The sequence below is a fragment of the Bacillus sp. FSL W8-1127 genome (genome assembly GCF_038006725.1).
Classification (GTDB): Bacteria; Bacillota; Bacilli; order Bacillales; family DSM-4216; genus Bacillus_O; species Bacillus_O smithii.
Map to the genome: position 1 here is coordinate 471,308 of NZ_JBBOVU010000001.1, position 15,077 is coordinate 486,384.

13 protein-coding genes are annotated in these 15,077 nt (G+C 42.8%); 9 read left to right on the top strand and 4 right to left on the bottom strand.

The window, feature by feature from the left end; translation table 11 throughout:
* The first annotated feature begins 7 nt into the window (after positions 1-7).
* From NST12_RS02260 to nagE, 6 genes are all read left to right on the top strand, one after another.
* Positions 8-1,150, top strand: a complete 1,143-nt coding sequence (locus NST12_RS02260; RefSeq protein ID WP_048622582.1) for a GerAB/ArcD/ProY family transporter — start codon at positions 8-10, stop codon at positions 1,148-1,150.
* A 303-nt stretch (positions 1,151-1,453) separates the two neighbouring features.
* Positions 1,454-3,430, top strand: a complete 1,977-nt coding sequence (uvrB, locus tag NST12_RS02265; RefSeq protein ID WP_048622583.1) for an excinuclease ABC subunit UvrB — start codon at positions 1,454-1,456, stop codon at positions 3,428-3,430.
* Positions 3,431-3,435: 5 nt separating this feature from the next.
* Positions 3,436-6,309 carry an excinuclease ABC subunit UvrA gene (gene uvrA, locus NST12_RS02270; protein WP_048622584.1) on the top strand — a complete coding sequence of 958 codons (2,874 nt, stop codon included), beginning with the start codon at positions 3,436-3,438 and terminating at the stop codon, positions 6,307-6,309.
* 126 nt (positions 6,310-6,435) lie between these two features.
* Positions 6,436-7,194 (top strand): glucosamine-6-phosphate deaminase, encoded by a 759-nt coding sequence (nagB, locus tag NST12_RS02275; RefSeq protein ID WP_048622585.1) that lies wholly within the window; start codon positions 6,436-6,438, stop codon positions 7,192-7,194.
* Positions 7,191-7,925, top strand: coding sequence for a GntR family transcriptional regulator (locus NST12_RS02280; protein ID WP_341028132.1), 735 nt, complete (start codon positions 7,191-7,193; stop codon positions 7,923-7,925). Before nagB ends, NST12_RS02280 begins: the two co-directional genes overlap by 4 nt.
* Before the next feature lie 22 nt (positions 7,926-7,947).
* The gene (gene nagE, locus NST12_RS02285; RefSeq protein WP_341100124.1) at positions 7,948-9,918 is read left to right on the top strand and encodes an N-acetylglucosamine-specific PTS transporter subunit IIBC; all 1,971 of its coding nucleotides are present in this window, start codon (positions 7,948-7,950) and stop codon (positions 9,916-9,918) included.
* A gap of 174 nt (positions 9,919-10,092) precedes the next feature.
* Here the strand turns inward: nagE and NST12_RS02290 are convergent, their stop codons facing one another.
* Positions 10,093-11,055 (bottom strand): LacI family DNA-binding transcriptional regulator, encoded by a 963-nt coding sequence (locus tag NST12_RS02290; RefSeq protein ID WP_048622588.1) that lies wholly within the window; start codon positions 11,053-11,055, stop codon positions 10,093-10,095.
* A gap of 88 nt (positions 11,056-11,143) precedes the next feature.
* On the opposite strand from NST12_RS02290, the gene NST12_RS02295 reads away from it, so the two are divergent.
* The 3 genes from NST12_RS02295 (at position 11,144) to NST12_RS02305 (ending at position 12,073) form a co-directional block, all read left to right on the top strand.
* The gene (locus NST12_RS02295; RefSeq protein ID WP_156179205.1) at positions 11,144-11,305 is read left to right on the top strand and encodes a hypothetical protein; all 162 of its coding nucleotides are present in this window, start codon (positions 11,144-11,146) and stop codon (positions 11,303-11,305) included.
* Positions 11,306-11,528: 223 nt separating this feature from the next.
* Positions 11,529-11,729 (top strand): PspC domain-containing protein, encoded by a 201-nt coding sequence (locus NST12_RS02300; protein ID WP_048622589.1) that lies wholly within the window; start codon positions 11,529-11,531, stop codon positions 11,727-11,729.
* Entirely contained in the window at positions 11,726-12,073 is a 348-nt protein-coding gene (locus NST12_RS02305) for a phage holin family protein (protein WP_003353559.1), read from the top strand. The genes NST12_RS02300 and NST12_RS02305 overlap by 4 nt, the downstream gene beginning before the upstream one ends.
* A gap of 95 nt (positions 12,074-12,168) precedes the next feature.
* Here the strand turns inward: NST12_RS02305 and nagA are convergent, their stop codons facing one another.
* The 3 genes from nagA to NST12_RS02320 all read right to left on the bottom strand — a co-directional run bounded on the left by nagA (position 12,169) and on the right by NST12_RS02320 (position 14,856).
* On the bottom strand, positions 12,169-13,344 hold the full coding sequence (nagA, locus tag NST12_RS02310) for an N-acetylglucosamine-6-phosphate deacetylase (protein ID WP_048622590.1): 1,176 nt from the start codon (positions 13,342-13,344) through the stop codon (positions 12,169-12,171).
* A 261-nt stretch (positions 13,345-13,605) separates the two neighbouring features.
* Positions 13,606-14,193 carry an undecaprenyl-diphosphatase gene (locus tag NST12_RS02315; protein WP_048622591.1) on the bottom strand — a complete coding sequence of 196 codons (588 nt, stop codon included), beginning with the start codon at positions 14,191-14,193 and terminating at the stop codon, positions 13,606-13,608.
* A gap of 42 nt (positions 14,194-14,235) precedes the next feature.
* A complete protein-coding gene (locus NST12_RS02320) occupies positions 14,236-14,856 on the bottom strand; it encodes a DedA family protein (RefSeq protein ID WP_048622592.1) in 621 nt (206 codons plus the stop codon).
* Positions 14,857-15,077 lie beyond the last annotated feature (221 nt).

A 15,077-nucleotide genomic window follows, 5' to 3' on the forward strand; every position in this document is an offset into this window, starting at 1 on the left:
TCCATGAATGGAGAAGGCAAAAATAGACGGCCTCCAGTTATTCATTCTCATTTTTTTATTTGAAATGGGAAGTGCCATTGTCCTCACTTTAGGAGTCCAGGCTAAGCAAGATGCTTGGATGACGATATTAGGTGGGTTGTTGGGAGGATTGCTTTTATTTCTTGTCTACCATCGCCTTTATCTGTATTTTCCCGACAAGTCTCTGGCCACTTATGCACAAGACCTTTTAGGGACGTTTGTAGGAAAAGTGATCGGCTTTGTCTATTGCATTTATTTTCTTTATTTAGCAGCAAGAGTGCTGCGCGATTTCGGGGAATTAGTGGCAACATTTGCCTATCCCGAGACACCTGTGTTGATTATTAATGCCATTATGATGGCGACCATTTTATATGGCCTGAACAAAGGAATAGAAGTGATTGCGAGAACGAGCGAATTATCCTTTGTGGCTCTTTATTTGCTGGCGATTTCGGGCTTTGTATTGGTGGTCATTTCCGGTTTAATCAAACTGGAGAATTTACAGCCGATGCTGGAAAACGGGATTCGGCCTGTGTTGAAAACAATCGTTACGCAAACAATGTATGTACCGTTTGGTGAAATCGTTGTTTTCACCATGTTGCTGCCGTATTTAAACAAGCCCGAAAAAGGAAAAATCATTGGATTAACGGCGATTACGCTCAGTGGAATTAATTTAACCATCGTAAGTGTCGTCAACATCGCCGTGCTGGGGGTGGATGGTTTTTCAAGGGCGACTTTTCCTCTGTTAGCAACCATCCAGCAAATCGAAGTGGCTGATTTTTTGGAACGACTGGATATCTTTTTTTTGATCGCATTAGTGATTGTCGGTTTTATTAAAGTTAGTCTGTGTCTCTATGCCGCCTCCATCGGGATTGCGGAAATTTTTCGGATCTCTGATTATAAAAAGCTATTGTATTTGCTGGTTCCGATCTTGATCATTGCATCGCTATCCATTGCCGATAATTTTTTTGAGCACATGAAAGAGGGGCTGGATTTAGTTCCCCTCGTTTTACACTTGCCGCTTCAAGTCGTCATTCCTATTTTTTTACTCATCATTGCCTTTTTTAAAAATAGAAAAAAACAAAAAAATAAGCAAGCAACAGAACAAACGGGAAAGGATTCAGCGGAATCGTGAAGATTGGCTTCTTTGCGCTGAGTATTGAATTTCTTTATGGAAAAGAAAATTTTATGCTTAAAAGAGTGATCAATGCCATTGATTGCTTTTATTTTTTATCCATTTCTTTGAATCGAAACGAAAATTTGTTCGCATATAATTGGTGAAGGGGAAGGGAATTGTGGTAGAATGAGTTATAACCAGATAAAGGATTGTCTATCACCGTTCACCTTATGTGATCGTTTATATACACGAAACAGCCATTAAGGAAGAAATTCTTCTTTTCGGCTGATAAATGCTGTCAATATAGGGGGGATCTTGCGAGTGGAAAATCGCTTCGAACTTGTTTCGAAATATCGTCCGCAAGGCGATCAGCCGAAAGCCATTCAACAGCTGGTAAAAGGAATACGGGAAGGAAAGAAGCATCAAACGCTTCTTGGTGCAACAGGAACAGGCAAAACGTTCACGATTTCGAATGTAATTAAAGAAGTGAATAAACCGACATTGGTCATCGCTCATAATAAAACGTTAGCCGGACAATTATACAGTGAGTTTAAAGAATTTTTCCCGAATAATGCAGTGGAATATTTCGTTAGTTATTACGACTATTATCAACCGGAAGCGTATGTACCGCAGACGGATACGTATATAGAAAAAGATTCCAGCATCAATGATGAAATTGACAAATTGCGGCACTCTGCTACTTCCGCTCTGTTTGAACGGCGAGATGTCATTATCATTGCCAGCGTCTCCTGCATCTACGGTTTAGGTTCGCCGGAAGAATACCGGGATTTAGTCGTGTCTTTGCGTGTCGGTATGGAGATGGAGCGGGACCACCTTCTCCGTCGACTTGTGGATATCCAATACGAGCGCAATGACATTAACTTTCAGCGTGGGACCTTTCGTGTACGCGGCGATGTAGTCGAAATATTCCCCGCTTCCCGGGATGAGCACTGTATCCGAGTTGAGTTTTTTGGAGATGAAATCGACCGCATCCGCGAAGTCAATGCACTGACAGGAGAAATTCTTGGTGAACGGGAACATGTGGCTATCTTCCCTGCTTCTCACTTCGTCACGAGAGAAGAAAAAATGAAGATGGCCATTCGCAATATTGAAATCGAACTGGAAGAACGTTTAAACGAGCTGAGAGACCAAGGAAAATTGCTGGAAGCGCAAAGACTGGAGCAGCGAACTCGATATGATTTGGAAATGATGAGAGAGATGGGGTTTTGCTCCGGAATCGAAAACTATTCCCGCCATTTGGCGTTAAGACCGCCGGGCTCCACTCCTTATACGCTTCTTGATTATTTTCCGGATGATTTTTTAATCGTGGTCGATGAATCGCATGTGACATTACCGCAAATTCGTGGAATGTTCAACGGGGATAGAGCAAGAAAGCAAGTCCTGGTGGATCACGGTTTCCGGCTGCCGTCTGCTTTGGACAACCGTCCTTTAACGTTTGAAGAGTTTGAGAAGCATATTAACCAAATTGTGTACGTATCAGCCACTCCGGGTCCTTACGAGATGGAACATTGCCCGGAAATGGTGGAACAAATCATCCGGCCGACCGGTTTGCTGGATCCGACCATCGATGTCCGCCCGATCGAAGGGCAAATTGATGATTTGCTTGCCGAAATTCAAGAAAGAACGAAAAGAAATGAACGAGTGCTTGTGACCACTTTAACAAAGAAAATGGCAGAAGACTTGACGGATTATTTGAAAGAAGTCGGCATAAAAGTGCAATACTTGCATTCGGAAGTAAAGACGTTGGAACGGATTGAAATCGTCCGCGATTTACGACTCGGAAAATTTGATGTACTGGTCGGGATCAATTTATTAAGAGAAGGATTGGACATTCCGGAAGTTTCTCTTGTGGCGATTTTGGATGCCGACAAGGAAGGATTTTTGCGGTCGGAACGCTCTTTAATTCAAACGATTGGCCGCGCCGCTCGAAATGCAAACGGCCACGTCATCATGTATGCCGACCATATTACCGATTCGATGGAAAAAGCCATTTCGGAAACAAAACGACGCCGTGCCATTCAGGAAGCGTACAATAAAGAGCATGGAATTATTCCCAAAACGATTCAAAAAGGCATTCGCGATGTCATTCGGGCTACTTATGCTGCGGAAGAAAAAGAAACGTACGAAAAATCTCCTAAGAAAAAATTATCTGCGGAAGAAAAGAATCGTTTGATTGCCAGTCTCGAAACAGAAATGAAAGAGGCAGCCAAAGCACTAGATTTCGAACGGGCTGCCCAGCTGCGTGATGCGATTTTAGAGTTAAAAGCGGAAGGATGACCATCATGGGAAAAGATCAAATCATTGTTAAAGGAGCACGAGCCCATAATCTGAAAAATATTGACGTTACCATTCCAAGGGATCAATTGGTTGTTTTAACCGGGCTATCGGGTTCTGGAAAATCTTCTTTGGCGTTCGATACGATCTATGCGGAAGGCCAAAGAAGGTATGTTGAATCTTTGTCTGCTTATGCACGCCAGTTTCTCGGACAAATGGACAAGCCGGATGTAGACGCCATCGAGGGGCTGTCGCCGGCCATTTCCATTGATCAAAAAACGACCAGTCGAAATCCCCGCTCTACTGTGGGAACCGTAACCGAAATATACGACTATTTGCGTCTGTTATTTGCCCGTATCGGCCATCCGATTTGCCCTAACCATGGCATCGAAATTACTTCTCAAACGATTGAACAAATGGTGGACCGCATTATGGAATATCCTGAACGGACGAGACTGCAAATCCTTGCTCCAGTGGTATCCGGGAAAAAAGGAACGCATGCCAAAACGCTGGAGAATATGAAGAAACAAGGGTATGTACGTCTTCGCGTCGATGGGGAAATGCGGGATGTGGAGGAAGACATTCAATTAGATAAGAATAAAAAGCATTCGATTGAAGTGGTGGTAGATCGCATTGTCGTGAAAGACGGAATTCACTCCCGTTTGGCCGATTCTTTAGAAGCCGCGCTGAAACTAGGGGAAGGAAAAGTCATTATCGACGTCATCGGACAAGAAGAACTGTTATTCAGTGAACATCATGCATGTCCGTATTGCGGTTTTTCGATCGGCGAATTGGAGCCGCGCATGTTTTCGTTTAACAGTCCATACGGTGCCTGTCCGACTTGCGACGGATTGGGGTCCAGATTAAAAGTGGACGTTGATCTTGTCATTCCGGATTGGAATTTGAGTTTGCGCGAGAACGCGATTGCACCTTGGGAACCTACCAGCTCTCAATATTACCCGCAGCTTTTAAAGGCGGTGTGCGATCATTACGGCATTGATATGGATATACCCGTCAAGGATATACCGAAACCGCTTTTAGACAAAATTTTATATGGATCAGATGGTGAGAGCATTTATTTTCGCTACGTGACCGATTTCGGCCAAGTCAAGGAGAATTATATCGAGTTTGAAGGCGTGATCCCGAACGTTGAGCGCCGTTATCGAGAGACGACATCTGATTATATACGCGAGCAAATGGAAAAATACATGGCTCATCAAAAATGCCCGACTTGCAAAGGGCATCGTTTAAGGAAAGAGGCCTTGGCTGTCAAAATCGGCGGTCTTCATATCGGAGAAGTCACTCAATTTTCCATTAAGGAAGCGAAAAAGTTTTTTGAAAATCTCACATTGACGGAAAAGGAAAAGAAAATTGCCCATTTGATTTTGCGTGAGATCAGCCAGCGACTTGGTTTTCTGGATAATGTTGGCCTCGATTATTTGACGTTAAGCCGTGCGGCCGGAACGCTTTCAGGCGGTGAGGCGCAGCGTATTCGTTTAGCCACTCAGATCGGTTCTCGACTGACGGGAGTTTTATATATATTGGATGAACCATCTATTGGTCTGCATCAGCGTGACAATGATCGATTAATCGAAACGCTGAAAGAAATGCGGGACATAGGCAACACATTAATCGTTGTAGAACATGACGAAGATACGATGTTAGCCGCCGATTATTTAATCGATGTTGGGCCGGGAGCAGGCGTCCATGGAGGAGAGATCGTATCAGCGGGCACGCCTGAGGAAGTGATGAAAGATCCTAACTCGCTTACGGGCCAATATTTATCCGGGAAAAAGTTTATTCCGCTGCCGCAGGAACGGCGAAAACCGGATGGCCGTTTTATTGAAATAATAGGAGCAAAAGAAAACAATTTAAAAAATGTGAAAGTGAAGTTTCCGTTAGGCGTATTTATCGCTGTCACCGGCGTGTCGGGATCCGGAAAAAGCACCCTTGTCAATGAGATTCTTTACAAGGCGCTTGCTCATAAGCTGTACCAAGCAAAACAAAAGCCGGGTCAGCATAAAGAAGTGAAAGGCATTGAACATTTGGATAAAGTGATCGAAATTGACCAATCCCCTATTGGACGCACTCCGCGATCCAATCCGGCCACCTATACAGGCGTTTTTGATGATATACGCGATGTGTTTGCCCGAACAACGGAAGCGAAGATGCGCGGATATAAGAAAGGACGTTTCAGCTTTAATGTGAAAGGCGGACGCTGTGAAGCTTGCCGCGGGGATGGCATTATCAAAATCGAAATGCATTTCCTTCCGGATGTCTATGTTCCTTGCGAAGTTTGCCATGGAAAGAGATACAACAGGGAAACGCTCGAAGTGAAATACAAAGGAAAAAACATTGCAGATGTATTGGATATGACGGTGGAAGATGCGCTTGAATTCTTTGAAAACATTCCGAAAATCAAGCGTAAACTGCAGACGATTGCTGATGTCGGCCTCGGCTATATCAAACTGGGGCAGCCAGCTACCACATTGTCGGGAGGGGAAGCACAGCGTGTCAAGCTGGCCTCCGAATTGCATCGCCGTTCTACCGGAAGAACGTTTTATATTTTGGACGAGCCGACGACAGGATTGCATGTGGATGATATTGCTCGGCTTCTAAAGGTCCTTAAACGGCTGGTGGAAAACGGTGATACGGTGCTTGTAATTGAACATAACCTGGATGTAATCAAAACAGCCGATTATATTATTGACTTAGGACCTGAAGGCGGCGATAAAGGCGGTACGATCGTGGCTACCGGAACGCCTGAAGAAGTGGCTGAGGTGGAACAATCGTATACTGGAAAATATTTAAAGAAAATTTTAAAACGCGACCAGGAGCGTATGAAACAAAAAATAGCTGAACACGAACATGCGACTTCTTAATAATTGCAGCGGAAGGGTGCTCCCTTCCGCTGTTTTGATACTGGTATAGATAACTAGACGAATAAAAGGTAATATAAAGATGTAAACGCTTCAATTTCCTTTTATTGTTAGAAAAGGGGGAGTTAGATGCGAGTCGTAAAAGTAGCCAACTATGAGGAAATGAGCCAAAAAGCCGCGGAATGTATCATTCGCCAAGTGAAAGAAAAACCTGATTCGGTTCTCGGGCTGGCCACGGGTGGAACCGTGATCGGAACGTATCAATTATTGGCAAAAGACCATCAGAAGAACGGAACGAGTTACCGACAGATTTTAACGGTTAATTTGGATGAATATATTGGAATAAGCCCTGAACACGAGCAAAGCTACCATTTTTATATGAAAAAAAGGCTGTTTGATCATGTCCAAATTCCGCCTGAAAACACCTATTTGCCTGATGGACAAGCGGAAGATCTTGAAGAAGAATGCAAAAGGTATGACGAGCGGATCGAAAGTCTTGGCGGCATTGATCTGCAGCTTCTTGGCATCGGTGTGAATGGCCATATCGGTTTTAACGAACCGGGTACGCCTTTTGATTCCAAAACCCATATTGTTGAACTGTCGGAATCGACCCGAAAGGCTAATGCGAGATTTTTCAACACCCTTGAGGAAGTTCCGAAGAAAGCTATTACGATGGGAATAGAAACGATCATGAAGAGTAAGAAGATTTTACTGTTAGCTTCCGGATTGAAAAAAGCGCCTATTATTCGCAAACTTTTTCAGGAGGGAATAACGGAAGAGATTCCTGCTTCTGTTTTAAAAAAACATGAGAATGTGGTGCTGATTGCGGATGAAGAAGCGCTTTCTCTTGTTGATCCTGTATGGGTGGAGACGGAGGTGGAATTTTGAACATTGATAAAAACTCTCCGCTTCCGATCTATTATCAATTAGAAAAAGCCATTAAAGAATGGATTGAACAAAAAGAACTGGTTCCGGGCGACATCATTCCGTCGGAAAGGGAGATTGCGGAAATGTATTCCATTAGCCGAATGACGGTGAGACAAGCGATCAATCATTTGGTGAATGAAGGATACTTAATACGCAAGAGAGGAAAAGGCACGTTTGTGGCAGAAAGAGAAAAGGCAAAAAAGATGAGAATGAGGAGTTTGATAAGTTTTTCGGAAGATATGAAACAAAGAGGATTGCAGCCGAAAGCAAAAGTGTTAGAATTTAAAGTGTTGCCTGCGGAGCCCCTTTCTGCGAAAAAACTTCATATTAAGGAATATGTCCCGATTTATAAGGTCATAACGATTCGATCAGCGGATCAGGAGCCAATGGCGTTTGAAACATCCTATATGCCGGTTTCTTTAATGCCGACATTAACGAAGGAAGCAGTCGAAAAATCTTTATATGATTATATGGAAAAAACGTTAATGTTGAGAATAGACAGAGCATCGCAAACGTTAGAGGTGGCTGCAGCGAAAAAAACGGTTGCGGAAATGTTGAAAATAGAAGAAAATGATCCTGTTTTATTAGTCAAAAGGGTCAGCTATTTAGAAGATGGACGTCCCTTTGAGTTTGTGAATTCTGTTTACCGCGGTGATCGTTATCAATTTTGTACAGAGATGATCAGGGTATAGAGAGGATTGAGGAGGATTTTTTATGCTCAGTTTTTTGCAAAAAATCGGTAAATCATTGATGCTTCCTATAGCAGTGCTTCCGGCGGCCGGTTTATTATTGCGTCTTGGTCAACCGGATTTGTTGAATATTCCTTTTATTGCCGAGGCTGGTAATGCATTTTTCGGAAGCATGGCCATTGACCCCGCTCTTGACCCGGGAGCGACTTTTAGCAATTTGGCTTTGCTTTTTGCCATCGGGGTTGCCATCGGCTTTGCGCAAGACAGCAACGGAGCTGCAGCCTTGGCTGGCGCCATAGGCTATATGGTGCTGGTGTTTACTACCCATGCCATTAATAACACGATCAATATGGGAGTATTGGGTGGAATTATCGCCGGTATTTCTGCCGGAATGCTCTACAATAAGTACCATGATATAAAATTGCCGACTTGGTTTGCCTTTTTTGGCGGTCGCCGCTTTATACCGATTGTAACGGCTGTTTCAGCCGTGATTCTTGGGCTCCTTTTTGGTTACATATGGCCTTATGTTCAAGATGGAATCGATTCTCTTGCTCATTGGATTATCGGTGCAGGAGCAGTCGGTGTTGCGGCTTACGGATTTTTAAACCGGTTGTTAATTCCGTTAGGCTTGCATCATATTATTAACACATTGATTTGGTTTGATTTCGGCTCCTTTACAGACGCGAAAGGAAATGTTTTCCACGGTGATATCACCCGATTTTTACACGGGGATCCAAAAGCCGGAATCTTTACGGCCGGATTCTTCCCTATTATGATGTTTGGCTTGCCGGGCGCTTGTTTGGCGATGATTGTCGCTGCCAAAAAGGAACGCCGCAAAAAAGTCGCTGCCTTGTTGGTGGGAATGGCATTGACGGCATTTGTGACGGGTGTTACCGAACCGATCGAATTTTCATTTATGTTTATATCGCCGTTTCTCTATGTCGTTCACGCTCTATTAACGGCTTCTTCTTTGGCAGTTACTTATATGCTGGGGATTCACGATTCTTTTAGCTTTTCAGCAAGCTTAATTGATTATCTTCTCAATTTCGGAATTGCCCAAAAACCTGTTTTGCTCTTGCTCGTGGGAGCAGTTTATTTCGTCGTTTATTTTATTGTCTTCTACTTCGTGATCAAATGGCGTGATTTAAAAACTCCGGGGCGTGAAGATGAGGAAGATACGGCGGAAGAGCAAGGCGGATTGTCTGTTGACGATAAGTATATGAGAATGTCCGTGGGCTTTTTAGAAGGATTGGGAGGAAAAGAAAATATCACTAACATCGACAACTGTGCTACCAGATTGCGCCTGGAAGTCCGCGACAGCGACGCAATTGATGAACAACGGATTAAGCGTTTGGGTGCTCGCGGTGTAATGAAAACGAGCAAAACCAGTGTGCAAATTATCGTCGGACCAGATGTGGAATTTGCTGCGGAGGCGTTGAAAAAGCTGGCTGCCATGGAACGGCCTCATGAATCTTTGATCGAGCCGTCGGAAAAGACTGCTGATAACGATCAACGCTCAGCAGACATAGGTAAAACATTTGACACACATTCATTTGCTGCTCCGTTATCAGGAACATTGATGGAGATGACAAAAGTGCCTGATCAAGTCTTTTCACAAAAGATGATGGGAGACGGATTTGCGATTGATCCGGCAGAGGGCAAAATAGCTGCCCCGTTTAACGGCACGATTCTATCGGTATTTCCGACCAAGCATGCGATTGCTTTAAAGAGAGAAGATGGATTGGAAGTGTTGATTCATTTAGGAATTGATACGGTTCAATTAAAAGGAGAAGGGTTTACGGTGTTCGTAAAGGAAGGGGACAAGGTGGTTCAAGGTCAAGAAATTGCTTTTATGGACATCCAAGCTATAAAAGAAAAAGTGCCTTCCATCATTACCCCGGTGGTCTTTACGAACTTAGCGGAAGGACAAAAAGTCGTACTGCGGAAACAAGGACCAATTCAGCGGGGAGATGCTCTTTTCTTAGAAATTCAATAGCATTCGCCAAGAATCGAAACCCCTATGGGACGATGAAAAATCGTTCCGTAGGGGTTTTCTTTTTCCTTGAGTACATATGGGAAAGATGACCGCTTTGCAAAACTCATATTGACTTGAGATTGAGTGTTGAATACGGCGCAGCACGAAAGTTAGTTGATCCATTTTTTGGAAAATTTAAACGGTTGAGCGTTCAACGAGTGTATAAGACATTTCCTTTTGAGAAATACGGGCGCCATCGCATGCCTGGCGAAACAAACTTCTTCCCATTTCTGAAAGCGGGATGTCGATCGTAGTCATATTCATCAAATAGGAGATGGGTTGATTATTAAAACCGATGATCGCTAATTGTTCAGGAACAGAAATGCCTTTTTGTTGGCATTGAAGAAGCGCACCTGCAGCTACTTCGTCGCTGGTGATCACTAAAGCAGACGGAGGCTCCGACATTTTTGAAATGCGTTCTATGATATCCACTCCGTCCTCAAGAACGAGGCAGTGGTCAAAGACATAATCCTTTTTATATGGTTCGTTGATGTTTTTTAAAAAATCACGGTAAGCGCGAAGTCTTTGGTGACTGTTCGTTCCGGAAGTTCTCCCGATGCTGATGCCAATTTTTCGGTGGCCTTTTTGGTGCAGAAAATCGAGTGCTGCTTGAAAACATTGATAATGATGAATAAAAGTGCAAGAAATAGGTTTTTTTCGAGCGTCTTCGCATAAAACGATTGTCCCGTATTGTTGATATTCTTCAATCCATTCCCAGCTTCCCGCCCGCGAACAAATAATCAGGGCGTCAATTTGCTTATATTTCAACATTTTGAGCGCTTCCAGCTCCCTTTGGGGTTCATAATTGGTTTGGAACAAGACTAGCTGATGATTTTGAGTGATCGCCTCATCTGCAATCCCCTCTATCAACTGCCCGAAGTAAGGGTGATTCAAAAACGGAACAGCCACTCCAATCAAATTCGTCTTGCCTTTGCTTAAATGCACGGCATTGATATTCCGATGATAATGGGATTTTTTAATGGCTTCGAGCACGGCAGCCCTTTTTGCTTCGCTTACATAGGGATGGTGGTTTAGAACGCGGGAAACCGTTGTGACGGAAACACCCGCCATTTTGGCTATATCTCTAATATTGGTCATGAATCAATGCTCCTCCCTCCGTAAAATCGCTCTTGCTTTGAAACGCGTTTCATCCATTAACGTTATAGATGAAAGGGGAGATGTAGAAATGGGTTTGTTATCATTGATCATGATGTGTGGTTCTATTCTTATTTTAACATCCATTGCAGTCAAGATAGGCGAGAATAACGGATACAGAGAGGAGAAAAATGAAAAAGATCCTTTTAGTTATTTGTTTCGTGTGTATGAGAAAGAAAAAAACGATGATTGAAAAGAATATTTTCGATTAAAGCCGTTTAGTTTCGTTTTGACGCCATTTTTCCCAAGCGCTCTTATTCCATATGAAACTTGTTTTGTTCTTTTTTCGTATGCATAATGAAAGATATGGGGACTGTGATCATTGTGGAACCCAATCATCGAAAGTCGGATAAAAACGCTTTTTCGTTGAATAATAATAGTAATGAGCAAATTAATGAGGAAAGAAGGGTTTACGAGTGAAAAAATTATTTCGTTCCCGCATAGACCGCAAGTTGGCGGGAGTGCTTGGCGGAATTGCCCAAATGTTGGGAGTCGACTCCACCATTATTCGGGTTTTGTTTATTATCTTGTTGTTTCCAACAGGCTTTTTTCCATTAGCGATTACTTATTTGCTATTGATGTTTGTCATGCCTAATGAAGAGGATGTTTATAGATGAGATGGCTGTTAGGCATTGTCATCAATGCGGTTTTATTTGTAGCTTTGGCTGGTTGGTTTCAAGGGTTTCACGTTTCCGGCTTTGGAGCGGCATTTGTGGCCAGCCTCATTCTTTCCATATTGAATATGTTAGTCCGACCGATTTTGATTATTTTGACATTACCGATTACGATCTTGACACTTGGTCTTTTTTTAATTGTGATCAACGCCATGACGCTGTTATTAACCGATGCGATTATGGGAGATGCTTTTGATGTATCCGGTTTTGGTTTGGCGCTCCTTGTTGTCATCATTATGTCCATTTTCAATTTAGTGGTTCAACGGGTACTGTTTGAGAAAGACTAAAAAAGCGTGCTGAAAAAGCCGTTTTGCTTTTCCAGCACGCTTTTTGGGATTCGATTGATTAAATGTCTGTTTTACGGGACAAGAAAAAGCGATATTTACTGTTCGTAGGCGATTTCCCCTCGACATAAAGTCATTTGTACTTCGTATTGTGGATTGAATACGACGATATCGGCATCTTTCCCAACGGCAAGACTGCCTTTGCGATCAAATACTTTCAGTTCTTTTGCCGGATTCGTCGAAGCTAATCGAACGGCTTGGAAAAGCGAAAGCTTCGTAAAGCGAATGATATTTTGAATGGAGTCTTTCATTTTTAAAATGCTTCCGGCTAACGTGCCGTCTTCCAAAACGGCTTTTCCGTCTCGAACAATCACATCTTGCCCACCTAAATCGTAGCGGCCGTTTTTAAGACATTTGGCTCGCATCGAATCTGTAATTAAGACGATTTTTTCTTCTCCTTTCATACGGACCGCTAAGTCGATCATTTCTGGACGGACGTGGACTCCATCTGCGATAAGCTCCGCTGTTAGCTGATCGAGAAGAAGGGCAGCGCCGGCAGTCCCCGGTTCACGATGGTGCATTCCTTTCATAGCGTTAAATAGATGGGTGACATGGCTTGCTCCAGCTTCTGCTGCCTTCACAACCTCTTCGTATGAAGCATCCGTATGGCCGATGGAAGCAATCACATCATGATCTGCCAAGTAGGAAATGAGTTCAGAAGCATTTTCGATTTCGGGAGCCAGTGTCACTAGCTTGATGGCGTTGTCCGCAAGAACTTGCCATTTTTGAAATTGGTCAATACTTGGTTTTAAAATGTATTTTTTGGGTTGAGCGCCGTTATGCTTTTCATTGATAAAGGGGCCTTCTAGGTGGATGCCGAGTACTTCTGCTTTTCCGGGAATGTTATGTTTTTTTCTGTATTCGGCGACATTCCGGATGGCTTTTTCAATGTTTTCCGGGCTTTGCGTGATCGTGGTAGCCAGAAAGCTGGTCGTTCCTTCTTTTGGAAGGGCAGAAGCCATCGTCGTTATAGCCTCGGGAGTGGCATCCATTGTATCAGCCCCGTTGGCACCGTGAATATGGACATCAATAAACCCTGGCGAAAGAAAGGACTCATGATGCAAATCGATCACTTTTTCTCCGGGAGAGGATATATATTCCGTCATCTTTCCGATACACGTAATTTTTCCGTTTTCAATGGTTAAAAATCCGTCTTGGAGAATATCGTGTTCCAATAAGATGTTTGCTTGAATAAAGGTAAGTTTATTTTCCATATCAATCGCCTTTCTATTACTTAAAGTAATATTGAGATGGACTTGATGGATTCTCTTTATTTTCATTTTAACTGCTTTTTAAATTGGGATGTTTTATATGATCGTAATGAGATTCAATCCTTTATCTTTAAGGTCATTAAGACAACAGAAATTTTTTATTAAAATGGTCCATTCTTATGGATGTAAAGAGAATTCATGTATCCGTGTTTAATCATAACACGAAGAAAGCTTATTTTCACACCATCCTCAGTGTCTCTTCATTTATGAATGTAAAGTATGCCCCGAAAGTCTTTTCTTCACTTTTTCTAAAATGAATTGGTAAACGGAAATCACTCTGTTGACGATAGGTTCAAAAAATCCGGAGCATTTTGAAACCACAGCGGCGACTATCACGGATACGATCATACTTCCCACTACATCAAATGGATAATGGTGACCTACCCAAACACGCGAAAGTCCCGTTAAAAAGGCAAATATGATCATAGGGGCACCTAATCGACGATGTCGAATCCACATGGCAATGGAGATGGCAAATGCCCCCGTTGCATGATCGCTCGGAAAAGAAGCGTCCGCTGCATGAGGAACAAGAAGATGAACATGATGGGTCACAAACGGACGCGGTTCATAATAAACCAATGTAATCAAATAATTTCCAAGCAAGGCTAAGATTCCCGTTCCTCCGGCGTAGAGCACACTTTTTTTATACGTGGTGTTCCCTATCATCCAAATAGCCAATAATGCGATGGCATATACAAAAAGGGCATCGTTCGTGAAGAAAATCATCACGTCATCCAATATCCGATTATGTCCTGAAAGACCATGGATTTTTTGAAATAATTCGTAGTTCATAAAAAATCCCTCTCCTCTATTTTAAAGTTGGTTGGATCTTGTTTACATATATCTTTTTTTCCATATGTTTTTATATAAGAAGCGTACGATCAAAGCCAGCGCTATGAACAAAGCAGCATATCCTACAGGTCGAATATAAGCTTGAGCCATTTCCCAATGTTTCCCCAGCTTGAATCCAATAAGAGTCAACCCAATGTTCCAAGGTACGCAGCCAAGGAAAGTAAAGATGATAAATTTTTTAACGTCCATTTTCGTGATGCCGGCGGGTAAGGAGATAAACGTACGAATAAACGGCATCATTCTTCCAAACAACGTTGCCCAACTCCCATATTTTTGGAACCAATAATCCGCTTGTTCTAAGTGTTTATATTGAAAGAGAATATATTTTCCATATTGGATAATAAATCGACGTCCTCCGTATTTCCCCGTCCAATACGCGAAAATAGACCCCGCCAAGTTTCCTAAAACCCCTGCTATTATGACTAGCCAGAAGTGTAAAGTGCCTTTAGCGGCCAGGAATCCTCCAAATAGCATAATGACTTCGCTTGGCAGAGGAATGCACATGCTTTCGATCATCATAGCGATAAAAATTCCCCAATGTCCCAGCGTGGAAATCAGCTCAGTCGCTGTATTTTCTAAAATCAGAGTCAGCTGATGCAGCATGATAAGCCTCCTTTAAAGAATCATTCACAGAACAAATGACAGTATGCTGCCATAAAAAGTTCGATTTTGATCGTTTTGGATAAACATCATGAGGTGATTGTGGTCATTAACGATGTTTTTGAAAAATTTGTGCACTTTTTTTCAATCGGTGGAAAAGGGCGCGGAGGGGAATAGACTAAAATGTCAGAAGGCTAATCATTTGTGTTCAAAAGGAGTGGTCT